This window comes from Oceaniovalibus sp. ACAM 378, assembly GCF_008085915.1.
Lineage (GTDB): Bacteria > Pseudomonadota > Alphaproteobacteria > Rhodobacterales > Rhodobacteraceae > Oceaniglobus.
In genome coordinates, this window is sequence record NZ_VSJK01000008.1 from 45,854 (window position 1) to 68,532 (window position 22,679).

Consider the following 22,679-nt stretch of genomic DNA (forward strand, 5'->3'; position numbering starts at 1 on the left):
CCTTGGACCGGGGGCCGCGTATTTCCTTGGGCAAGGGTGGAGCAATATATGGTCGTCGCCAAACAATTCACCGGGCCAGGGTCAACGCTTGGGCTGTTTCGGAACCCGACGTTCCGTACATTGTGGATTGCATCGCTTGCGTCGAACTTTGGCGGTCTAGTTCAGGCCGTGGGCGCGGCCTGGATGATGACCAGCCTGACCGATTCCCCGCAGATGGTGGCGCTGGTTCAGGGGTCGGTTTCATTGCCGCTGATGGCGTTTTCCCTACTGGCCGGGGTGTTTGCCGACAATTTTGACCGCCGCAAGGTGATGATCACGGCACAGGTGTTCATGTTCTCCATGTCACTTTCGCTGGCAGTCATGGCCTATCAGGGGTTGCTGACACCCTGGACCCTGCTCAGCTTCACCTTCCTGATCGGCTGTGGCACCGCGTTGCACGGGCCCAGCTGGCAAGCGAGCATGGGTGATATCGTGCCGCGCGACGAACTTGCCTCGGCGGTGACGGTGAACTCCATGGGATTCAACATGATGCGCTGTGTCGGACCGGCGGCGGGCGGTGCAATTGTCGCTCTGGCCGGGGCGGCGGCGGCCTTTGCGGTCAACGCCGTCAGTTATGTCGCGATCATTGGCGCGTTGCTCCGCTGGAAGCCGCCCGCGCGCGATCTTCATCTGCCGCGCGAACCTTTCGGCAGCGCGTTTTCTGCCGGGCTGCGCTATGTCGCCATGTCGCCCAACCTGCTGCGGGTCAACCTGCGCGGGTTTCAGTTCGGGCTGGCGGCGGTGGTTGTGCTGGCGCTGTTGCCGGTCGTCGTGCGTGATCTGATGGGTGGATCGGCATTCCTCTATGGTGTGTTGCTGGGCTGTTTCGGCGTAGGCGCGGTGGGCGGCGCACTGGCGAGCGCAAAGTTGCGGGCGCGGTTTTCCAACGAATGGATCGCGCGCGGAGCGTTCTGCGTCTTCGCCCTCTGCGCGGTGGTGCTGGCATTGGTGCCCGATCCGGTGATTGGCGGAATTGCCTTGCTGGCGGGCGGGGCATGTTGGGTGTTGGCGCTGTCGATGTTCAACGTGACGGTGCAGCTGTCGACACCGCGCTGGGTCGTCGGGCGGGCGCTGGCGCTGTATCAGACCTGCAACTTTGGCGGCATGGCCATCGGCAGCTGGATCTGGGGCGAGTTGGCCAGCGCGGCGGGGGCCGAATGGGCGTTGATCGGTGGGGCATTGATCATGTGCATCGGCGCGCTGACCGGATTGCGCCTGCCCCTGCCACAATTCGGTGGCGCGAATTTGGACCCGCTGAATCGGTTTCGCGCGCCGCCACTGGCGCTTGCGCTGACACCGCGCAGCGGGCCCGTGATGGTGATGGTCGACTATGAGATTGATCCGGCCGATGTATCCGAATTCCTGACCTGCATGGCCCTGCGCCGCCGGATGCGGATCCGGGACGGGGCGCAGCAGTGGGTGCTGTTGCGCGATCTTGAACATCCGACGCATTGGAGCGAGGGCTATCATGTGCCGACCTGGACGGAATATATCCGCCACAACGAACGCCGCACCCAAGCCGACGCTGCCTTGTCCGACCGGCTGAACGCGCTGAACCGTGCTCCCGAAGGCGAGCGGGTGCACCGGATGATTGAACGTCAGACGGTACCGCTGCGCGATGACATGCCGCTGGTAACGAATCGCCCGCTTCCGGATGAGCCATAGCGGGCGATCAGACAGCGGGCCCGGTGGCGGCATTTATTTCCGCAGGATCAACAACCGGTTGTCGGCGGGCATAGAGATCAGCGCGGCAAGGTCCAGCCCGGCCTGCGCGCCCAGAGCGCGGATATTGTCGACATCGCGCAGGCCCCAATCCGGGTTGTCGGCCCGCAGGCCCGCATCAAAGGCGGCGTTGCCGGGGCCGGTATGGCTGCCGCTCTCGTTGAACGGGCCGTAAAAGATCAGCAGCCCGCCGGGCGAAAGCGTTCGGGCGGCACCGGCCACGATCCCGGTCGCCACCGCAATGGGGGCAATGTGGATCACGTTCATTGAAATAACCGCCGTCAGCGGCCCAAGGGCGACGACGGCACCGTCCCGCGCCCAGTCATCGGCTGCATCCAGACTCAGCGGCGGGCGCGGCGGCACACGCATCTCTGCCGCCCATGCTGCCGCGGATTGCCGGTGCACCGGATCGGGATCCGAGGGCCACCAGTCAAGCGCCGGAAATCCCAGCGCAAACGATGCCGCATGCTGTCCGGTGCCACAGCCGATTTCCAGAACCGTCCCCACACGCCCGGCCAGCCAGGGCGCGAGCGCAACCAGCAAGGGCGGTCCGTTACGCGGGACAACCCGTGAAAACAGCCGTCCGTCAGGCGTGCTTGCGACTGTGGCGGGGGAATATCCGGCGCTGTGGCCCGAGGTCGGGCCAGCGCCGGGAGAGGGTGAGGGCGCGCCGGTCATCCCGCCGCGCCGCCGCGTCTCATTTGGTCCGGTTCATTTAAGCGGACCGATCAGCATGACCATCTGCCGACCTTCCATCTTGGGAAAGTTCTCGACCTTGCCAATTTCTTTGGTGTCTTCGGCGACACGTTCGAGCAGTTCACGACCCAGGTTCTGGTGCGCCATTTCGCGCCCGCGGAACCGCAGTGTGACCTTCACCTTGTCGCCGCCTTCAAGAAACTTGTACACGTTGCGCATCTTGACGTCGTAGTCGTGCGTGTCGGTGTTCGGGCGGAATTTGACTTCCTTGATCTCGATGGTCTTCTGCTTCTTGCGGGCTTCGCTTTCGCGCTTCTGGGTCTCGTACTTGAACTTGCCGAAATCCATGATCTTTACGACCGGAGGCGATGCGTTGGGCGAAATCTCGACAAGGTCCAGACCGACAGCCTGGGCCAGTGCCATGCCGCGTTCGGGCGTCACGACGCCGATGTTTTCGCCTTCCGCTCCGATCAAGCGGATGTCAGAGCCACGGATTCGGTCGTTGATCCGGGGGCCGGTATCGCGCACCGGCGGGGCGTTGTGAGGTCTGCGAGCGATGGGAGTCATCCTTTGACTGTTGCGTATAGCGGAAAATAGCTGTCGCAACGCTTTGGTTCAAGCAGCGTTTGACGTCGGGCGTGCGTTTGGCCATTTTCCTCTTGAGAACGGTCATGTCACGGAACATACCGCAGGCCAAGTGTGTTCCGCCGAAGAACACCCAGAGGACAACGGTGTTTCATGCGGGAATACCGAAAGAGCAGGTGTATTCCGTACCGGGACACCAGAAGAACCGGAGAACCCGATGAGCATTCGCATCACCACGACCGCGGCCTTTGTGGCAATCGCCATGACCACCGCCGCCTGTTGGGAAGAGGACAAGCCAGAAGCCGAAGAGACAACCACGACCGGAACCGTGGTTCAGCCCGAAGCACTGAGCGATGCCGGCGCCGCGGATGAGGGGAAATCCGCCGAGGCAGCGAAAATCGAAGCCGAGGTGGCCGAAAAAGCACGCTTGGCTGATGCCGAAAAAGCACGGTCCGATGCCGAAGCCGCAGAAAAAGCGCGTTTGGCCGACGAGGAAGCGGAAAAGATGAAGGCGCAGGTGGCCGCCGAAGCCCGTCAGGCCGAGGAAGCGACTGCGAAACTGGAAGCGGCGGCGGCCGAAAAGGCCCGTCTGGCCAACGAAGAGGCGGCAGAGCGCGAGGCGGCAATGGCCGAGAAAGCCCGCTTGGCCGAGGAAAGAATGAAAGCTGCGTCAGCCGAAGCCGCCCGTCTGGCCGAAGAAGCAGGCGACAAGGCCAATGCCGAGATCAAGCGTCTGTCGCAAGCGGCGGCGGCGGCGACGGACAAGGCTGCGGATAAGGCACAGAGCGTGATCGCCGATATGGTCGAGGCCGGCGAAACAGCCACCGAAACCGATGCGGCAACCGGCGCGGAAACCGCCAAAACTTTTTCAGAAACACCAACGCTCACCGATGATGCCACTGGGCCTGCCGAAGATCCTGCGGCGCTGGCCGAATTGCTGACGGTTGACGGTTTCGACTATGACAAGGTGAAAGACGCAATCGCCGACTCCGAAATTGGCGCGATGCAGAAAACCACGCTAGCAGCTGCTCTGGACGTCGCCCGCGACAATCCCGATGCGCTGAAGCCCCTTCTTGCGCGGATCCGCGATGCGATGGGTCTGGAGTAAACCGATCAAGGGCCTGCCGCACATGTCGGCGGCAGGCCCAAATTCATCAGCCTCGATTTAAACTATCCCTGAAACAGGCCTCAGCCGACAAAAGCCTTTTCGACCACATATTCCGCCGGATCGCTGTTGGCCCCTTCGCGCAGCCCGAACCCCTCAAGGATTGCCTTCAAGTCGGTGTTCAACCCCATGGACCCGCAAACCATGGCACGGTCGGTCTGCGGAGAGATCGGCATGATCCCCAGATCGGTAAAAATCTCGCCAGACCGCAAACGGTCGGTCACCCGGCCCATGCGTGCACTGCTTTCACGGGTCGTGGTCGGATAATACAGCAACTTGTCGTCGACCAACTCGCCGATCAGCGGATCATCTTCCAGCGCCTCGACCAACTCCCTGCCATAGGCAAGGTCAGCAACATCGCGACAGGTGTGGGTCAGGATCACCTGATCGTAATCTTCATAGGTCTGTGGTTCGCGGATCAGACTGGCAAAGGGAGCGATGCCGGTGCCCGTGGCAAAGAACCACAGCCGCTTGCCCGGCAACAACGCGTCATGCACCAGGGTTCCGACGGGTTTGGGGCGCAGGATGATCTGGTCGCCGACTTCGATATTCTGCAACCGGCTGGTCAGCGGACCGTCAGGCACCTTGATCGAATAGAACTCAAGCTCGTCGTCCCACGACGGCGAGGCAATGGAATAAGCGCGCAATAGCGGCTTGGCCCTGCCGGTTTTTGGGTCCGGATCGCCCGGCAGCCCGATCATCACGAATTCGCCCGACCGGAACCGCAGCGACGCGGGCCGGGTCACGCGAAAGGAGAATAACTGGTCGGTCCAATGGCGCACGGCGGTCACTGTCTGTGTGTCCGGCTGTCTATCGGGCAGGGCGGCTGTGGCAGTGGTCATGGTCATACGTTCGTTCATGGCAATTCGGCGAACTGGATGCGCCGCCCCTTTTCGTTAGCATTCAAATGGAAATCCCGAAAGCCCCGATCATCGATCAGGTGCCAAAGGCCGTCAGCCACGCATTCGCGCCTGATAGTCATGCGCCGTCCAGTCGGCACGGGCGCGCCACTGGTCCTCGGGTTGGCGGGCGGCAAGGGCATCGTCAATCTCGACCTCGTCAAACCCCGAACGCCTCGCCATCGCATATTGATCGGCTATCACATGACCCCGCGCCCGCAACCGTCCGGTGAACCCCATTTGCCGCAGCCGCCGGGCAATGGTAAAACCGCGCCCATCCGTGAAAGACGGAAAGTCGACGCGGATCATCGCAATCCGATCCAAGTGCCCGCTTAAAATAACCGGATCGTCCGACGATGCAAGATCGACCCCGGTATCCCCTGCTGCATCGTTTTCGCCCGACCCGTTGCTGGAGTGGAATCCGCTTTTCCAATCCTCAGGCCCAAATCCGCTGTCCGTGACGATGACACCCATCGCTCCCCGCTTTCCGAAACCCTTTGGCTTCTTCTTTGTAAAAATACTCAAATTCCGCCGCCAGCCAAAGATTCAGGGCTTCGCGGAAACCCGCGCCATTCTGCCGTCAATCAGATGAATGCCGCATTCGGCCTTATCCAGGCCCCGCCAGCGGCCGGCCCGCTCATCCTCGCCCGGTTGCAGTCGCGTGGTGCAGGGCGTGCAGCCGATCGAACCGAACCCGCGTGCGATCAGCGGATGCCGGGGCAGGCGATTGTTGATGATATAGTCCCGCACATCGTCCGGATTCCAGTGGGCCAGTGGATTTACCTTGATCCGCGCACCGTCCCTCTCGAAGAACTCCAGCGACAGGCGCGTCCCGCCCTGATACCGCTTGCGCCCGGTGATCCAGGCATCGAACGGATCCAGCGCGCGTTGCAACGGTTCGGATTTTCTCAGGGCGCAGCAGGCGTCGGGATCGGTGCGGTGCAGCATCGCGTCGTTATCGCGCAGAAAGGTCTGGTCGCGGTCGGGGCGCACAATGCGCACATCCGTCAGGCCCAGAGTCTCGGACAAGGCGGTCTGATAGCTCAGGGTTTCACGAAACAGCATTTCGGTATCCAGAAAGATCACCGGCAGGCTGCGGTCGATGACGCTGAGCATGTGCAAAAGCGCGACCGATTCCGCCCCAAAGGATGACACCATGGCGACACCCCCGACCGACGGGTCGACCAGCGCATGTTCCAGAACCGCGACTGCGCCGTGATGGGCATGGCGGCGGTTCAGATCGGCCACCCGTTCGGCGACCGGGGCATGGGGAAATTCAAGCGGCATCGGCGCGTACCTCATCATAAAGCGCGGATTTGAACGGTGACAGGCCCAACCGGCGATAGGTCTGAAGGAAGGTTTCGCCCGGTCCGCTGCGCAGGAAAAGATAGGCCCGGATCAGACGCTCGACGGCAGGCACGATCGCATCCGCCGCAAACCCCGGCCCGGCCCGCTCACCGATGACGGTGGTTTCGGTGCCATCGCCGCCCAGCGTGATCTGATAATTCTCGACCCCTGCGCGATCCAGCCCGAGAATCCCGATATGCCCCACATGATGATGGCCGCAGGCATTGATACAGCCCGAGATCTTGATCTTCAGCGGCCCGATCTCATGCTCCAGTTTCAATTCGTCGAACCGTGTCGCGATCTCCTGCGCCACCGGAATGCTGCGTGCGGTGGCCAGCGCGCAGTAATCCATGCCGGGGCAGGCGATGATGTCGGAAATCAGGCCGATGTTCGCCGTGGCCAGATCGGCGGCCTTCAGTGCGGCATGCACGGCTGGCAGATCGCCCTGCCTGACGTGGGGCAGGATCACGTTCTGTTCGTGGCTGATCCGCAACTCGTCGTGGCCAAAGCGTTCGGCCAGATCGGCCATCACGCGCATCTGCTTAGATGATGCATCGCCCGGGGTTGCGCCGTGTTTTTTTAGCGATATCGAAACGATGGCGTAACCGGGTGCGCGATGGCGACTGAGGTTGGTGTCGGCCCAGGACCGGAACACCGGATCGGCACCATAGGCTGCGGCGTATGGCCCAATCGGAGCGGCATCAAAGGCCGGAGGCGCAAAGGCCGCCTCGATCCCGTTCAGCAATTGCTGATCCACACCCGAAAACCCGGACCGGATCAGTGCGAAACGCTCTTCGACCAGACGCCGGATCTCGTCGATGCCGTGTTCATGCACCGTGATCTTGACCCGTGCCTTGAACTTGTTGTCGCGCCGGCCAAGCTGATTATAGACGCTGACGATGGCTTCGGCATAGGGCAGCAGATCAGCGCTGGGCAGGAAATCGCGGATCACTTTGCCGACCATCGGCGTGCGACCAAGCCCGCCGCCAATGATGATTCGGTATCCGGTTTCGCCATCCTTCTCGATGATCTGAATGCCGATGTCATGAGAGCGGATCACGGCGCGGTCGGCCTTGGCCCCGGTCACGGCGATCTTGAACTTGCGCGGCAAGAATTGAAATTCCGGGTGATCCGTCGACCATTGGCGCAGCAGTTCGGCCACCGGGCGCGGGTCGGCCACTTCATCCGCCGCCGCACCGGCGAAATGATCGGCTGTCACATTGCGGATGGTGTTGCCGCTGGTCTGGATCGCGTGCATTCCCACATCGGCCAGTGCTTCCAGCATGTCGGGCACATCGCGCAATTTGGGCCAGTTGTACTGGATGTTCTGCCGGGTGGTGAAATGGCCGTAACCCCTGTCCCACCGGTCAGCGATCATCGCAAGCTGGTGCATCTGCCGCGAATTCAGCGTGCCATAGGGTATCGCAACCCGCAGCATATAGGCGTGGAGTTGCAGATAAAGCCCGTTCATCAGGCGCAGGGGTTTGAATTCGTCCTCGGTCAGGCTGCCGTCGATCCGACGTCCCACCTGCGCACGGAACTGTGCCACGCGGTTACGAACGAAGGCTGTGTCGAAGTCGTTATAGTGATACATGGCACTGCTCCTTGCGGGGGCCGCAATTCTCTTGGAGAATTGCATTGAGTTTTTCCTAGAAAAACTCGCTTTTTCTCAACTGAAGCGGCTTTCTTGCAAAAGCTTGCTTTGTCTCAGGCGGATTCCTGTTTCCCGTGGGCGTGGTTCGATGGCCCCCGGGTGCGAAAGATCTCGCGGAAATGCACAGGCTGCGGTCCGCACTCGCCCAGTTGCGCATCTGCCAGATAGGCGCCCACAGCGACCGAGTGCTGGGACAGCGCGTGCAACAGGCGCAACTGCCCATGGGCCTCATCCTCGATCAGTTCCGCCTGTGCCATGTCGCGGGTCCAGCCGTCATCTTCGGTCAGCCAGATCGCGTCGCCTTCGATCAGGTCGTTTGCGGTGACGACTTTGGGAGTGAATTCACGGCTCATGACAGGGCCTCCTTCAGCAGGTCCGGGGTGGCAAGGGCGGCTTCGGCGACGCGGGGCGCCAGACCGAACAGAGTCAGGGCTGGGCCGGTCATCGCGGCGCGGCTCAGCGTGGGTTCAAGCTGGGACAATGTGGTGCTGACGATCCGCTGATCGGCGCGCGAGGCATTTTCGACCACGGTCACCGGCGTTGATGGATCAGCACCGTGCATCAGCAATCGCCCCTGAATGAAGCGGGCGGATTTCTTGCCCATATAGATTGCGGCAACTTCGCCCGGGCGGGCCAGCGCCGCCCAATCGTGATCGGCAAAGCCTTTCATGTCGTGCCCGGTCAGGAACCGCACCGAAGAATTGCGCCCGCGTTGTGTCAGGCTCTGCCCAATCCCGGCGACGGCGGCGCTGGCGGCGGTGATCCCCGGCACGACGGACCAGTCCAGTTCGGCGGCGTCACAGGCCTCGATCTCTTCATCCAGCCGCCCGAACACCGTCGGGTCGCCGGACTTCAGCCGCACCACATGGGCACCACCAAGCGCATGAAGGATCATCAGCGCGTTGATGTCGCCCTGTGCCATGGATGCGCCAAACCCTTCCTTACCGGCGTCTAGCAGCACTGCCTCGCGCCGGACGAGTTCAAGGATTTCGAGTGTCACCAGACGGTCGTGGATCACAACATCGGCCTCGTCCAGCGCGCGGCGGGCCTTCAGGGTCAAAAGGTCGGGATCGCCGGGGCCGGCACCGACAAATTCCACCCGCCCGGCGCGGGGTGCTGTGTTCAGATGCTGGCTCATCAGGGCGTCCAAAGCGGCGGGCAGGGCGGGCGCGCCCCCGGTTGCCATGGCGCGTGGGCCTGCGGAGAAGTAATATTCAGACCAGAACTCCCGCCGCGCCGCACCAAAGGGCAGCGCATCGGCCCGGGCGCGGAACGCCTTGCCGATCCGCGCCAGAGTTCCCAGAGCTTGCGGCAGGCGGTCCTCCAGATCGCGTTTGATCGCGCGGGCCAGTACCGGTGCCGCACCTTCCGTGCCGATGGCGACGGTCACGGGGTCACGGTCGACAATGGCGGGGGTGATGAATTCACTGTCGGCGAGATTGTCGACGATGTTCACCAGTGCGCCATCGCGCCGGGCCAAGGCAGCGACACGGGCATCTTCAGCCGCGTCCTCGTTCGCGGCATAGAACAGGGCGGCACCTTTCGCGTCGCCGGGCGCCATTGCGCGCAGTTCCAGCGTCAGCCGCCCGGAATGCGCCCATGCGGTGATTCCCGGCGCCGGATCGGCGGCAAGGACCGTGATCTTCGCTTCGGTCTTGAGCAACAGCCGCAGCTTGGCCAGAGCCGCTTCGCCGCCACCCGACAGCACGATCCTGCGGCCTTCGACGGCAATAAAAATTGGAAAGTGTTTCATGGTACGGCCTCGCTTGTTCTGAGATATTTATAGAACAATATTCCGCATCAGCGCCATATGCGCTTGCAAACAAGAACATATGTGCCGACTGTCGGCTCAGATAGAACATTATTACTGACCGGGGGAGGAATTGCGGATGTCTGTCCGGATCGACGGTATGGATCGGAAAATACTGACTGCGCTGCAACAGGACGCCAGCCGTTCACTGGACGATATTGCGCGTGAAGTGGGGTCGTCGAAGACCCCGGTGTGGAACCGGATTCGCAAATTGCGGGCTGCCGGGGTAATCGGGCGCCAAACGGTTGAACTCAACGCCGAGGCGCTGGGGTTCGAGGCCTGTTTCTTTGTGCTGATCCGGACATCCGAGCATGAGGCCGGATGGCAGGAGCGTTTTCTGGCGACCCTGCGCGCCCGCCCCGAAGTGCAAGAGGCGCACCGTCTGGCGGGCGACATCGATTATATACTCAAGGTGCGGGTCAGGAACGCCCGCGCCTATGACGAGTTTTATCAGGCGCTGATCTCGGAGGTGCGGATCTTCAACGTCACTGCATTGCTGTCGATGGAAGAACTGAAATCGACCACCGACCTGCCATTATAGCCACGTCGCGCAGAAACGTCGTCACACCGCAGTTTTTCGGACTTGAGTTTTCTGCGCCATCGCGGCACAACCGCCGTCGTACAAAGGTTGCTTATCGGCAATCGGGGATGGCGGCTTTTGGCGCGGCCCCTTCAATCCGGTGGACATCCAATCAAGGATTTTGTACGGACGGACAAGGATCCCTGTCACGAGGCAGAGCAAGTTGATTGTTCTGACGAATGGCGGGGAAAAGCAGGCTCGCATAGCTCAGCTGGATAGAGTGTCGCCCTCCGAAGGCGAAGGTCCCAGGTTCGAATCCTGGTGCGAGCACCACCGTTTTCTCTTCGATATCACGAATGTTGCGATGGCCACTTCCGGTTTTTCGGCCCGGACGGCAAAAGCTGACGTAGTGCCTATGACAATCTGTCGCGCGGCGGAGGCCGGGCAGAACCGGTCAATTGCGTGGATTGCAGTCAAGACGAGATTCATGCGTGTTTTTCGGGCGTTACCTGCCACAGCCAATGTCGGATCTCGGAACCGGCGACCGGGCCGGCATTATTCGGCGCCTTAAGACGCTCTTGCCATGCTGATCGATTTGACCGAAACGCTGTGCGCCAAAGCTGCCGGGGCAGGGTGGCTGACCTTGTACGTCGCTTGCCAGTTTTGTCGCTGCGGTTGTTAATTGTTTGAAAAAGTTAGATAAATGGCTATCTTTACTTAATGGCCGACGATTTCGGCTTTACGACCAATCGGAACCGGCGGAAGGACCTGCGACATGCGGATGGATATCCACAATAGCGAAGTACCTGCGCTTTGTCAGGCCTGCGAGGCGCGGCACGGGGGAATCTGTGGTGCACTGGAACCGCAACAACTGGTGCATCTGGGGCGTCAGACCCGACGGCGCGAGATCGAGCCGGGAACCGAGTTGATTGCTGCGGGGGTGCAGGCCGAGGGTTATGCCAATATCCTTAGCGGGGTTGTGAAACTGACCAGACTGATGCCCGATGGAAGGCAACAGATTGTCGGGCTTCAGTTCGCCCCTGATTTTCTTGGGCGACCCTTTGCCAAGGGAAGTGAAATCAGCGCCGAGGCCGCGAGCACGGTGCGTTTGTGCGCCTTTCCCCAGTCTGTGCTGGAAGGAATGGTGCGGCGGTTGCCCGCGCTTGAGAAACGGCTCTACGCGCAGGCGCTGCGGGAACTGGACGAGGCGCGAGAATGGATCATGATCCTCGGCCAGAAATCCGCGTCGGAAAAGGTTGCGTCGTTTCTGTTGCACCTGAGCAGCCATATTGATCCCTATGTTGACGGCTACTCGGATAGGTTCGACATTCCCCTCACGCGCGCGGATATCGCCGATTTTCTTGGCCTGACGATTGAAACCGTCAGTCGCCAACTGTCCAGCCTGCGCAAGGCCGAGGTGATTTCGATCCATAAAAATCGCAGTATCGCGGTGCTTGATTTCACTGCGCTGGAAACCGCAGCGGCGCTTTAGCCGGGCATTTATCGGTCCCGTACAGGGGCGCGGTGCAATTCTGTTTCGCCCCAAGACCGGATGCCGCCACAGAGCCTGTCGTGTGGATGAATTCGCACAGACGGCCTGTCGCGGTCCATGCCGCGCTTCGCGCCGGGAGCATGGGTGAACTACAACAACCATCGTGTTCCACAAGGTCATGCCGGACGGCGCAAGCGCGGGCGGGATGTTGGACGGCACGTGCAAGGCAGTCTCCCTCCGATGCGGACAGCGCCAAATGGCGGAATTTCAAGGTCACGAGAACCATATGGCGGAAATCTCCATGGGCCTTTGATCTGGATCAAAGTTCGGGGTAGCCTTTCATGGCACCCGGAGACGGAACTGGCGCGGGTACCGCGCTGATGGCTGGCGCGGATAGCGCGGTTGGGGCTGGTGCGGATAGCGCGGTTGGAGATTGAGACCGGAATGCAAGGGCAGGCAAAGTGACGGGTACGACGACGCAAAGTGGTACATCGGCAGTCGCAGGGGCGGTTCAGGTCGCGTCGGGCCCGTTGGATCGCGCCCAGACCCGCGCGTCCGTACACGCGAACGCGCAGGGGCGAGGAACCGTCATCCTGTCGGTGCCCGGCATCCGTTGCGGCGGCTGTGTTGCGACGATCGAGCGCGCGCTGAGACAGCGCGAGGATGTTGTCGCAGCGCGGGTGAACCTGACCCTGAGGCAGGCGAATATCACGCTTCTTGATCCCGACAGCGACCCGATGCCAATCATCGAGGCGCTGGCCAAACTGGGCTATGCGGCGACCCCCGCCGAAATCGGCACCGCAGACGACAAGGCCGATCCGGTTGGCAAGAACCTGCTGCGTTCGCTGGCGATTGCCGGGTTCGGGGCGATGAATATCATGCTGTTTTCCGTCGGAGTCTGGTCAGGCGCCGATGGGCAGACCCGCGAGACATTTCATCTTGTTTCCGCGCTGATTGCGGTGCCGGTCGTGGCTTATGCCGGGCAGCCGTTCTATCGCTCGGCCTTCGGTGCCCTGCGTCTGGGGCGGCTGAACATGGATGTGCCGATCGCGCTGGCGGTCACTCTTGCCCTTGTTCTGAGCCTGTTCGAAACGATGCGCGGGGGCGAGCATGTGTTCTTTGACGCCGCTGTCACCCTGTTGTTCTTCCTGCTTGTTGGCCGGTATCTAGATCATCTGATGCGTGAGCGGGCGCGCAGTGCCGTCACCGGACTGGCCCGTCTTTCGCCAAAGGGCGCGATGATCCGGCAGAACGACGGATCACTTGCCTATGCGGCCCTTGCATCGGTCAGCCCCGGCGCGATCCTTTCCATTGCTGAAAATGAACGCGTTCCGGTGGATGTGCGGATCGTGTCGGGCGGAACCGATATCGACCGGTCGCTTGTGACGGGCGAGGCGATGCCGATGGCAGCCGGGCCGGGTGACACGCTTGAGGCGGGAACGCTGAACCTGACCGGTGTGATCGAGGCCGAGGCGCTGCGTGCGGCCGACGAATCGTTTCTGGCTCGGATGATCGAGATGCAGTCGGCGGCGGAATCCGGGCGTGGCAGATATGTGCGCATCGCCGATCGCGCCGCGCGGCTTTATGCGCCCGTGGTGCATTTGCTGGCGCTGACAACCTTTATTGGCTGGGTGCTGGCGACCGGCGGCGACTGGCAGACTTCGGCCTTTGTGGCGATCAGCGTTCTGATCATCACCTGTCCCTGCGCTCTGGCTTTGGCAGTTCCGGTGGCCCATGTGGTCGCCGCAGGGCGTCTGATGCGCGAGGGTGTTCTGATGAAGGACGGTTCGGCGCTGGAACGGCTCTCTGAGATTGACCGCGCCGTGTTCGACAAGACCGGAACGCTGACGACCGGCATGCCCGCAGTGGTTTCGGTGCCGGATGATGCTGCGATCCGGTCCGGGGCACGGGCGCTGGCCGCGCGCTCGGTCCATCCGGCGGCCCGCGCCATTGCCGCACGATTGACCGATCTGCCGGGGCTGGTCACCGATGAAACCGAAGTGCCGGGTTTCGGCGTCGAAGCCATGGTTGACGGCCGCCGCGCCAGACTGGGCCGCGCCGATTGGGTGGGCGAGATTGCAGATATTTCGCAAAACGCCGCCAGCCCCGCCTTTGCCTTTGCGGGCGGAACGGCGGTTTCCTTCGATCTGTCCGAAACCCTGCGCCAAGGCGCGGGTCAGGCTGTCGCCGCGCTGACTGCGGCAGGAATTCCCGTCTCCATGCTGTCGGGCGACATGGAAAGTCGCGCACGGCGTGTTGCGGGCGAATTGGGCATTGGCGACGTCCGGCATGGTGCGACACCGGCAGACAAGATCGAAACGCTGGAAACCCTGCGCCGTGATGGTCACCTTACGCTGATGGTTGGCGACGGGTTGAACGATGCCGCCGCTTTGGCTGCGGCGCATGTGTCGATGGCGCCCTCGAGTGCGTCCGATGCGGGCAGGACAGCCGCCGATTTCGTCTTTCTGCGCGACAATCTCGAATCCGTTTCGGCCACATGGCAGGTCGCGCGGGATACGGCGCGGATCGTTCGCCAGAACTTCGGGCTTGCCATCGCTTATAACTGCATCGCAATACCGCTGGCTGTTGCCGGTCTGGTCACCCCGCTTGTCGCTGCGCTGGCAATGTCGGGGTCTTCGATCCTGGTCATTGCCAATGCCCTGCGTTTGAACCGGACAGGCAAATCGCATCCGACGCACCGGGCAGCACCAATCACCGTGCAGGAGGTTTCTGCATGAGCATCCTTACGTTCCTAATACCCGTGACGCTGTGCATGGGGGCCATCGGTCTGGCGGCTTTCTTCTGGAGCCTGCGCCACGGCCAGTATGAAGACCTGTCAGGTGATGCAGAACGCATCCTGCACGACGACGACGCACCGCTGGTGCCTGCACATACCCCGCGTCCACCGGTCGCGACAAAGGAGACCACGAAATGATGTCCAACCTGACCGGTGCCGAACGCACCACCGCGATGACAATCGCCGGTTTCGGAGCCTTGATCGGTCTGGCCATGGCTGCGGCGGGCCATGGCGATCCGATGGGCGTGCATGGCTGGATCGTGTTGGCGTTCTTCGGGGTGCTGTTCTTTATCGTCGCCAGCGCGCTTTACAGCCCCGAACCGGTCGAAGACCGCGCCCTCTCTTATTATGACGATCCGACCAAGGTTGGGATCATCCTTGCCCTGATCTGGGCCGTGGTCGGCATGTTCATGGGCGTCTGGGTTGCGTCGCAACTGGCCTGGCCCGACCTGCGCTTTGAAGGTGCATGGTCCGGTTTCGGGCGGCTGCGCCCGGTGCACACTTCGGGCGTGATCTTCGGCTTTGGCGGTAACGCGCTGATCGCCACATCGTATCACATCATGCAGCGCACCAGTCGCGCGCGGATGCCGGGGCAGATTTCACCGTGGTTCGTGCTGTTGGGGTTCAACCTTTTCTGTATCCTTGCCGCCAGCGGCTATGTCATGGGCGTCACGCAGTCCAAGGAATACGCCGAGGCGGAATGGTACGCCGACATCTGGCTGGTCGTCGTCTGGGTGGTCTATTTTATCCTGTATATGCGCACGCTTTCCCGCCGGAACGAGCCGCATATCTATGTCGCCAATTGGTATTACCTGTCGTTCATTCTGGTCGTGGCGATCCTGCATATCGTCAATAACCTGGCAGTGCCCGCGTCCTGGACCGGCGCGAAAAGTTACTCGCTGTTCTCGGGCGTGCAGGATGCAATGACGCAGTGGTGGTACGGGCATAATGCGGTGGCCTTTTTCCTGACCACCGGGTTTCTCGGCATGCTGTATTATTTCCTGCCCAAACGCGCCGGACGGCCAATCTATTCCTATCGCCTGTCGATCCTCAGCTTTTGGGGCATCGTGTTCTTCTATATCTGGGTCGGGTCGCACCACCTGCATTATACTGCGCTGCCCCATTGGGTGCAGACCCTGGGCATGACCTTCTCGGTGATGCTGCTGGTGCCCAGCTGGGCCTCGGCCGGGAACGCGCTGATGACGCTGAACGGCGCCTGGGGCAAGGTGCGCGATGACGCCACGCTGCGCTTCATGATGATGGCGGCGGTGTTCTATGGCCTGTCGACCTTCGAGGGATCGTTCATGGCGATCAGGCCGGTCAACGGCTTGTCGCACTACACCGACTGGACCGTGGGACACGTGCATGCGGGGGCAATGGGCTGGGTGGCACTGATCACTTTCGGTTCAATCTATGCTCTGACACCGGTCCTGTGGCGGCGTGAGACGATGTATTCTTGGAAGGCCGTCGAGTGGCACTTCTGGTTGGCCCTGTCAGGGACCGTGATCTATGTCTTTTCCATGTGGAACAGCGGGATCATCCAGGGGCTGATGTGGCGCACCTATACCGAGACGGGGACGCTGAAATTCTCATTTGTGGATAGTCTGGTTGCGATGCATCCCTATTATATCGCCCGTGCGTTCGGGGGGCTGTTGTTCCTGACCGGTGCCTGCATCTGTCTGTGGAACGTGGTCATGACGATCCTTCATGTTCCGCAAAAGGCACCCGAACTCGACTATCCGACCTCCTCCGAAGCCATGGAGCCGGCATTGCCGGCTGCGGAGTAATCCAATGTTCAAAACCATTCTCAAACCTTTCGCCAAGCTGTTCGATTTTCAGGCGCGTACCCATTATCGGATGGAACGGCATTCGATGGCATTGACCGCAGGGATCATCGTTGCGGCAAGCATCGGCGGTTTTGTCGAAATCGCCCCGCTGTTCTCGATCGATGACACGGTCGAGGACGTCCCGGACATGCGGATCTATACCCCGCTGGAGCAGGCGGGGCGGGACATCTATATCCGCGAGGGGTGCTATGCGTGCCACTCGCAGATGATCCGCAGTCTGCGCGACGAGGTCGAGCGTTACGGGCCCTATTCGCTGGCGGTGGAATCGAAATACGACCACCCGATGTTGTGGGGATCAAAACGCACGGGCCCCGATCTGGCCCGGGTGGGTGACAAGTTTTCCGACGATTGGCAGGTGCGCCATCTGGTGAACCCGCGCAATCTCGTGCCGGAATCCGTGATGCCGCAATACGCCTTCCTGCTCGAAACAGAGCTGAAGACCAGCGACATGCCCGGGCGTCTTGCGGCCCTTCGCGCGGTCGGTGTTCCCTATACCGACGAGATGATCGAGAACGCGGAAAATGACATGAAAGGGCAGGCCCGCCCCGAGACCGAAGCCGCCGACGCCGTGATGGACAGATACGGCGATGATACGGCAGTGCGGTTCTTTGACGGGCGGCGCGACCGCGTGACGGAAATGGACGCGGTTGTCGCCTATCTTCAGATCCTCGGAAATTTGACGGATCTGGCGCAGACCAGTCAACCGCAGGCAGAGGAATAGATCATGGATATTTCTCATGAATGGTTTGTCGGATTTTCCAAGTCTTTTGGCCTGTTTTACCTGATCGCCCTGTCGATCGGGATCACGGCCTATGCCTATTGGCCGTCCCTTGGCGGGCGTTTTGACAGGGCCGCGAAAAGCATTCTGGATGATGAGGATGGACCGGCTCAAGAGATCAAATCGGAGGATACGCCATGTCGGTAAAAGAACACGATCCGCTGACGGGCCATCAGACGACGGGTCATGAATGGAACGGCATCACCGAGCTGAACACCCGGGTGCCACGCGCCATCTGGTTCTTTGTCATCGTCACACATCTGTATGCGCTGGTCACCTGGATCTTGCTTCCCACATGGCCACTGGTGACGACCTATACCAAGGGTATCCTTGGAATCGATCAGCATGAGCAGGTCGCCAAGCAGGTCGTCGCGGCGAATGTGGCGCGGGCGGACTGGGCCGACCAGATTGTCACCATGCCCACCGATGAGATACTTGGAGATACCGTTCTGATGAGCCGGGTCAACGCGACCGCGCATCAGATTTTCGGGGACAACTGTGCAGCCTGTCACGGTCGCGATGCGGCCGGTGGCCCGGGCTTTCCCCGCCTGATCGACGATGCGTGGCTTTGGGGTGGCGACACCGATGCAATCATGGAGACCCTGCGCGTCGGCATCAACTCGACCCACCCTGATACGCGATATTCGCAGATGCTGGCCTTCGGTCGCGATGGCATGCTCGGGCGGGAAGATATCCGGATCGTCATTGATTATGTCCAATCCCTGTCCGGTATCGCACCCTCCGACACGCCGGTTTCGCCGGAACGCATCTCTGCCGGGGAAGAGATTTATCTCGACAACTGTGCTGCCTGCCACGCCGACGATGGAACCGGCGACATGGAACAGGGCGCACCGAACCTCGCCGATCAGGCCTGGATCTATGGCGGCGACAAAGACGCATTGTTCGAAACGATCTGGAACGGTCGGCAAGGCTGGATGCCGTCGTGGGAAACCCGCCTGAGCGAGGTCGAGCGGAAAACCCTTGCCGTCTATCTTGCGCGTCTGGGGCAGGAGGCGACCCAATGATCGCGCCGACCCGCCCGGACGGCGCTCCGCCGGTGCGTTTCTGGTCCGGCTGGCGTATTTTCGCGCTTGTCGCTGTGATTTCCGGGTTGGCGCTGTTTGTCGGCGCCAACGTTCATCTGATCTCGGTCGCGTTTGCGTCGAAACCCGATTGTGTCCTGCAACCCCAAACGGAAGGCGCCGCATCTTATCGGCCGGCGAAATCATCATGCTGAGTGATCGCACAAACGACCCCGATGTCCTGCAAGCCCCCGATCCCTATCCTGAGTCAGACGGCATCCCCAAGGTTGTGCCGCCGCTGCCCCGTGAGAACCAGCGGGCGCAGAATTTGCCCTGGCGCACGGCGTTCAGCTGGTTGCGGGCAGGGTGGTCGGATCTTTGGAACCATCCGATTCCCAGCCTGCTCTATGGTATCGGGGTGTTTGTCGTTTCGTTGGCGATTGTCTGGGCGATGTTCCTGTTCAACTATGAATACGCCCTATTTCCCGCACTGGCCGGTTTCATGGTTGTCGGGCCGATGATCGCCAACGGTCTGTATGAAAAAAGCCGGATGATCGAGGCGGGCGAGAAGCCGTCATATTTGCGCATGGCGTTTGTGCGGCCCAAATCCGGCGCTCAGGCATGGTTCATGGGTGTGATGCTTTTGGGGCTGCTGATGTTGTGGCTGCGGGCGGCGGTTCTGATCTGGGCGTTGTTCTTTGGCATCAACCCGTTTCCCGGCACGGACGAGATTCTGCCGATGCTGTTCACGACGCCGACAGGGTGGGCTTTGCTGCTGGTCGGTGGATCGGTTGGCGCGCTGTTTGCGGCGTTTTCCTTTGCGATCAGCGTTTTCGCGGTGCCGATGTTGCTGGAAGAACGTACCGATGCGCTCTCGGCTTTGGGTATCAGCATGGCAACGGTGTGGAATAATCTGCCGGTGATGATCGCCTGGGGCACCATCGTGCTTGGTCTTTTTGTGCTGTCGGTGGCCACGGCGTTCATCGGTCTGATCGTGATTTTCCCGCTGCTCGGCCACGGCACATGGCATGCCTATCGCGCCCTGCGCCCCGTTGACCGGCAACACGGCGACTCCGAACGCATGTTCATCCGCCCTGCCTAGGGCAAACCTGGGTTTGGCCGGGGGCAGGAGTTTCCCCGATCACGATGAAAGCCGCCGTTTGCACAAACGGCGGCTTTGTCGTCTCTGGGGCGGTTTCATGCGTCGGGTTATCATGCTTGGATCAACCTGTCCTGCGGCGACCCTTGCCATAGCCAGTTATCCGGCGCCGTTTTCGGTGCCTTGTGCGATGGGCTGTCCGACGATGCTGCGCAGCAGGCCGGGTGTGCCGAAGCCGCCTGATTTGGTGACAATCTTCAAGGCCCCCCAAGGGCTGCGTACCGTGCACAGGGGCAATCCGCGCTGCGATCTTGACGGGCAGCGCGGACAATCGCGTTCAGGCGAGCCAGGCCTTGATCTCGGGACGCTCAAGAACCGCGCGCATATGTGTTTCGGCATCCTTGTCGGACATCCGCAGGGTCATCGGCGCACGCGTCTTGCCGCAATCAATGCCCATCACCCGGAATGCGGCCTTCATGCCGGGCAGAACGCCGGTGTCCAGCAGTGCCTCGACAAAGATCTGCGAGGCGTCCTGCAATTCCTGCGCGAGGGCAAGGTCGCCTTTGCGCAAGGCGGCATCCAGTGCGACATAAAGTTTGCCGAGGATGTTATAGGTCGTGCCGATCCCGCCATCCGCGCCCAACACGCCACCGGTCAGATAGATTTCATCGAAACCGAAGAAATAGCTGCTGTCGGGGCGGCGGCGGCGCAGCATCGAGAATTTGAACAGATCGGTCGAGGTGAATTTGATCCCGGTGACATTCGGCAGGTCCAGAATACGCTCAAGCGAGTCCAACCCGATTGGGCGGCCAGTGCGCACCGGAACTTCGTAAACGATCAACGGCAGATCGGTGGCAGCAGCCAGATCGCGATAATAGCCTTCGATTTCGGCGTCGCTGAACGGATAGGAATGCGGCGGCAGGGCGGATAACCCGTGATATCCCAGATCCGACGCCTGTTTCGCCAGTCGAATCGAATCGCGCAGGTTTGGCATACCCACATGGGCGATCAACCTTGCACCGCTGTCCCTGGCGCAATCGGCCACCACACCCTGCTGCACCGCCAGTTCGTCAACGCCCAAAAGTCCGGATTCACCGCTGCTGCCGCCGACATACAGGCCGGTCAGACCCTGACCCAGCACATAGGCGGTCAGCTTGCGCTGGCGCGCTTCGTCGAACGCGCCAGTGTCGTCCAGCCCCGTCATCAGCGCGGCGTACATGCCTGTCAATTTTTCAGTCATCGTAAAATCATCCTTTGATGTGCCGTCTTGAGATCTGGCCGTGTCGGAATGATCGCCGAAATTTCGGTCAACCTTACAGAAGCACGGCACTTCTTGCGGCTGTGACTATATGATTTCGTTTTTGTTTGACAAGAGAAAGTTGTGGTAATACCAAATGAACCACAAGGGGGGCATAATCGTGCAAGACATGGACAGCAGTCAGGCGCAAAGGCGCGCGCCGGATCTGATCGCCGACGCTTTGATCGCCGAAATTCGGGGTGGTCAGATCGGATTGGACGCGCCACTGCCGACCGAACGTGACCTTTGCGAACGTTTTTCCGCGTCTCGACCCACAGTGCGCGAGGCGCTGGCCCAGATGCAGATGCGCGGTTACTTAACCGCCGGTGCCGGGAAACGGCCTCGGGCCGCGCGGCCGTCAATTGCCACCGTTTTGCAGGCCACCGGCGACGATATCCGCGACGTTCTTGGTGATGCCGAAAGCGGTGCCCATCTGGAACAGATGCGCCAGTTCATCGAGACCGGCGCAGCGCGCGAGGCGGCGAAACGCGCCGACACCCTCCATCTGAGCAAACTGCAAGGCGCGTTGGAGCGTAATTTCGACGCTATCGGAACCGCGCAATTCCCGCCGACCGACATCGCGTTTCACCGCGTTCTGGTATCGGTTGTGGGCAACCCGGTCATCCTGACGCTGCACGATATGTTCGTCAGCACGATGATCTCGCACCGCCCGCCGACGGACGACGCCGGACGCTATGACCGGATCGCTTATGATGAACACCGTGAGATTTATCAGGCGATTCTGGACAGCGATGTGATGACCGCGACCGATGTGATGGACCGGCATCTGGCCCGGTCCTATCGCGCCCGGCTGAAGGCACCGCGCCTTACCCCGCAACAAGGGAAAACCTGACGCCCGGCAGAACGAACTGAAATTCATCGAACATCAAGGAGGATATGATGAAACTGACAACAACGCTTCTCGCCTGCGCGGCGACCCTGGCATTGGCCGCTCCGGCCATGGCCGAACGCGAACTGACCTTCGGCCTGCAAGACAATGAAGCCTCGAACGTCTATAAGGGCGCGCAGGAATTCGCCTCCAAGCTGGCTGAACTCTCGGGCGGTGAACTGACCGTGAACCTGTTCCCGTCCTCGACCCTTGGCGACTTCAAGGCGATGGTTGCACAGCTTCAGGCGGGCGAGTTGGACATGGTCATCACCGGCTATCCCGACATGAGCTATATCATCCCCGAGCTGAACCTTGTCGGTGCGCCTTATGTCGCCGACGATTTCGACCACCTGAAAAAGATCATCGCCGGTCCATGGGGGCAGGAGATGGCAGGCAAGTTCGAAGAAAAAGGCGTCGAACTGCTGGATGTCTGGTATTATGGCACCCGTCAGACCACCTCGAACCGCGCCATCGAATCCATCGAGGATATGGCCGGTCTGCGCCTGCGCACACCCAACGTTCCCTTCCTGATCGCCTATGCTGAAAATGTCGGTGCCACCCCGGCGCCCGTTGCCTTTGCCGAAGTCTATCTGGCGCTTCAGACCAATCAGGTCGACGCCGAGGAAAATCCCCTGCCGACCATCGAGGCGATGAAGTTCTATGAGGTTCAGTCGCATGTGGCGATGACCAACCACTTCGTCGCATCGTCTGCGGTGCAGATTTCCGACGATCTGTGGGAAAGCCTGAGCGAAGAAGAACAGGGCTGGATCAAGGAAGCGGTCGCGGTCGGTGGTGAGCTGAACAATAGCCTGACCAATCAGGCCGAGGAAGACCTGATCGCCACCTTTGAAGGGCGTGGGTTGACCATCACCCGCCCCGATCTGGCGCCGTTCCGCGCGGCGATGCAGCCGTATTATGACACGCTGGAAGAGCAGTTCGGGGCTGGTTCCATCGCTCGCGTTCGCGGCGATTGATCCGTCGCTTCGCGGGCGCTTTGGCGTCCGCGGAGCTGATCTGAACC

General features: G+C 61.2%; 22 protein-coding genes and 1 tRNA gene. 14 read left to right on the top strand and 9 right to left on the bottom strand.

What is annotated here, in order from left to right; all coding sequences use genetic code 11:
- Positions 1–48 precede the first annotated feature (48 nt).
- Entirely contained in the window at positions 49–1,704 is a 1,656-nt protein-coding gene (locus FQ320_RS12130; protein ID WP_148472589.1) for an MFS transporter, read from the top strand.
- 33 nt (positions 1,705–1,737) lie between these two features.
- Here the strand turns inward: FQ320_RS12130 and FQ320_RS12135 are convergent, their stop codons facing one another.
- Together FQ320_RS12135 and infC are read right to left on the bottom strand one after the other, a co-directional pair.
- Positions 1,738–2,439 carry a DUF938 domain-containing protein gene (locus FQ320_RS12135; protein WP_148472591.1) on the bottom strand — a complete coding sequence of 234 codons (702 nt, stop codon included), beginning with the start codon at positions 2,437–2,439 and terminating at the stop codon, positions 1,738–1,740.
- A gap of 33 nt (positions 2,440–2,472) precedes the next feature.
- Positions 2,473–3,024, bottom strand: a complete 552-nt coding sequence (infC, locus tag FQ320_RS12140; protein ID WP_148472592.1) for a translation initiation factor IF-3 — start codon at positions 3,022–3,024, stop codon at positions 2,473–2,475.
- 235 nt (positions 3,025–3,259) lie between these two features.
- Here infC and FQ320_RS12145 point away from each other — a divergent pair, with 235 nt between their 5' ends.
- Positions 3,260–4,150, top strand: a complete 891-nt coding sequence (locus tag FQ320_RS12145) for a hypothetical protein (protein ID WP_148472593.1) — start codon at positions 3,260–3,262, stop codon at positions 4,148–4,150.
- A gap of 80 nt (positions 4,151–4,230) precedes the next feature.
- Here FQ320_RS12145 and FQ320_RS12150 read toward each other — a convergent pair whose 3' ends face one another.
- From FQ320_RS12150 to cysG, 6 genes are all read right to left on the bottom strand, one after another.
- On the bottom strand, positions 4,231–5,067 hold the full coding sequence (locus tag FQ320_RS12150; RefSeq protein ID WP_148472595.1) for a ferredoxin--NADP reductase: 837 nt from the start codon (positions 5,065–5,067) through the stop codon (positions 4,231–4,233).
- 93 nt (positions 5,068–5,160) lie between these two features.
- Positions 5,161–5,580, bottom strand: coding sequence for a DUF934 domain-containing protein (locus FQ320_RS12155; RefSeq protein ID WP_148472964.1), 420 nt, complete (start codon positions 5,578–5,580; stop codon positions 5,161–5,163).
- A gap of 72 nt (positions 5,581–5,652) precedes the next feature.
- A complete protein-coding gene (locus tag FQ320_RS12160) occupies positions 5,653–6,393 on the bottom strand; it encodes a phosphoadenylyl-sulfate reductase (protein WP_148472597.1) in 741 nt (246 codons plus the stop codon).
- Positions 6,383–8,047 (bottom strand): nitrite/sulfite reductase, encoded by a 1,665-nt coding sequence (locus tag FQ320_RS12165; RefSeq protein ID WP_148472599.1) that lies wholly within the window; start codon positions 8,045–8,047, stop codon positions 6,383–6,385. Before FQ320_RS12165 ends, FQ320_RS12160 begins: the two co-directional genes overlap by 11 nt.
- Positions 8,048–8,160: 113 nt before the next feature.
- Complete coding sequence (locus FQ320_RS12170; protein WP_148472601.1) at positions 8,161–8,460, bottom strand: DUF2849 domain-containing protein; 300 nt, start codon at positions 8,458–8,460, stop codon at positions 8,161–8,163.
- On the bottom strand, positions 8,457–9,860 hold the full coding sequence (gene cysG / locus FQ320_RS12175) for a siroheme synthase CysG (RefSeq protein ID WP_148472603.1): 1,404 nt from the start codon (positions 9,858–9,860) through the stop codon (positions 8,457–8,459). The genes FQ320_RS12170 and cysG overlap by 4 nt, the downstream gene beginning before the upstream one ends.
- A 136-nt stretch (positions 9,861–9,996) precedes the next feature.
- Here cysG and FQ320_RS12180 point away from each other — a divergent pair, with 136 nt between their 5' ends.
- The 10 genes from FQ320_RS12180 (at position 9,997) to FQ320_RS12230 (ending at position 19,475) form a co-directional block, all read left to right on the top strand.
- Entirely contained in the window at positions 9,997–10,458 is a 462-nt protein-coding gene (locus FQ320_RS12180) for an Lrp/AsnC family transcriptional regulator (RefSeq protein ID WP_148472605.1), read from the top strand.
- Between the two features lie 235 nt (positions 10,459–10,693).
- A tRNA-Arg gene (locus FQ320_RS12185) sits at positions 10,694–10,770 on the top strand.
- Positions 10,771–11,212: 442 nt separating this feature from the next.
- Positions 11,213–11,929 carry a Crp/Fnr family transcriptional regulator gene (locus tag FQ320_RS12190; protein WP_148472607.1) on the top strand — a complete coding sequence of 239 codons (717 nt, stop codon included), beginning with the start codon at positions 11,213–11,215 and terminating at the stop codon, positions 11,927–11,929.
- A gap of 461 nt (positions 11,930–12,390) precedes the next feature.
- The gene (locus FQ320_RS12195) at positions 12,391–14,667 is read left to right on the top strand and encodes a heavy metal translocating P-type ATPase (RefSeq protein ID WP_148472609.1); all 2,277 of its coding nucleotides are present in this window, start codon (positions 12,391–12,393) and stop codon (positions 14,665–14,667) included.
- Positions 14,664–14,864 (top strand): cbb3-type cytochrome oxidase assembly protein CcoS, encoded by a 201-nt coding sequence (ccoS, locus tag FQ320_RS12200; protein WP_148472611.1) that lies wholly within the window; start codon positions 14,664–14,666, stop codon positions 14,862–14,864. Before FQ320_RS12195 ends, ccoS begins: the two co-directional genes overlap by 4 nt.
- Positions 14,864–16,513: a cytochrome-c oxidase, cbb3-type subunit I gene (ccoN, locus tag FQ320_RS12205; protein ID WP_370513054.1), complete on the top strand. Its 1,650-nt coding sequence runs from the start codon at positions 14,864–14,866 to the stop codon at positions 16,511–16,513. The genes ccoS and ccoN overlap by 1 nt, the downstream gene beginning before the upstream one ends.
- A gap of 4 nt (positions 16,514–16,517) precedes the next feature.
- A complete protein-coding gene (gene ccoO / locus FQ320_RS12210; RefSeq protein WP_187393882.1) occupies positions 16,518–17,294 on the top strand; it encodes a cytochrome-c oxidase, cbb3-type subunit II in 777 nt (258 codons plus the stop codon).
- 3 nt (positions 17,295–17,297) lie between these two features.
- Positions 17,298–17,498, top strand: a complete 201-nt coding sequence (locus FQ320_RS12215) for a cbb3-type cytochrome c oxidase subunit 3 (protein WP_148472615.1) — start codon at positions 17,298–17,300, stop codon at positions 17,496–17,498.
- The gene (gene ccoP / locus FQ320_RS12220) at positions 17,489–18,376 is read left to right on the top strand and encodes a cytochrome-c oxidase, cbb3-type subunit III (protein WP_148472617.1); all 888 of its coding nucleotides are present in this window, start codon (positions 17,489–17,491) and stop codon (positions 18,374–18,376) included. The genes FQ320_RS12215 and ccoP overlap by 10 nt, the downstream gene beginning before the upstream one ends.
- 205 nt (positions 18,377–18,581) lie before the next feature.
- Positions 18,582–19,475, top strand: a complete 894-nt coding sequence (locus tag FQ320_RS12230) for a DUF2189 domain-containing protein (protein WP_148472621.1) — start codon at positions 18,582–18,584, stop codon at positions 19,473–19,475.
- 334 nt (positions 19,476–19,809) lie between these two features.
- On the opposite strand, the gene FQ320_RS12235 is transcribed toward FQ320_RS12230, so the two are convergent.
- Positions 19,810–20,712 carry a dihydrodipicolinate synthase family protein gene (locus FQ320_RS12235; RefSeq protein ID WP_148472623.1) on the bottom strand — a complete coding sequence of 301 codons (903 nt, stop codon included), beginning with the start codon at positions 20,710–20,712 and terminating at the stop codon, positions 19,810–19,812.
- Between the two features lie 154 nt (positions 20,713–20,866).
- On the opposite strand from FQ320_RS12235, the gene FQ320_RS12240 reads away from it, so the two are divergent.
- Together FQ320_RS12240 and FQ320_RS12245 are read left to right on the top strand one after the other, a co-directional pair.
- Positions 20,867–21,622 (top strand): FCD domain-containing protein, encoded by a 756-nt coding sequence (locus FQ320_RS12240; RefSeq protein WP_255509482.1) that lies wholly within the window; start codon positions 20,867–20,869, stop codon positions 21,620–21,622.
- A 47-nt stretch (positions 21,623–21,669) separates the two neighbouring features.
- On the top strand, positions 21,670–22,632 hold the full coding sequence (locus FQ320_RS12245) for a sialic acid TRAP transporter substrate-binding protein SiaP (RefSeq protein WP_148472625.1): 963 nt from the start codon (positions 21,670–21,672) through the stop codon (positions 22,630–22,632).
- Positions 22,633–22,679 lie beyond the last annotated feature (47 nt).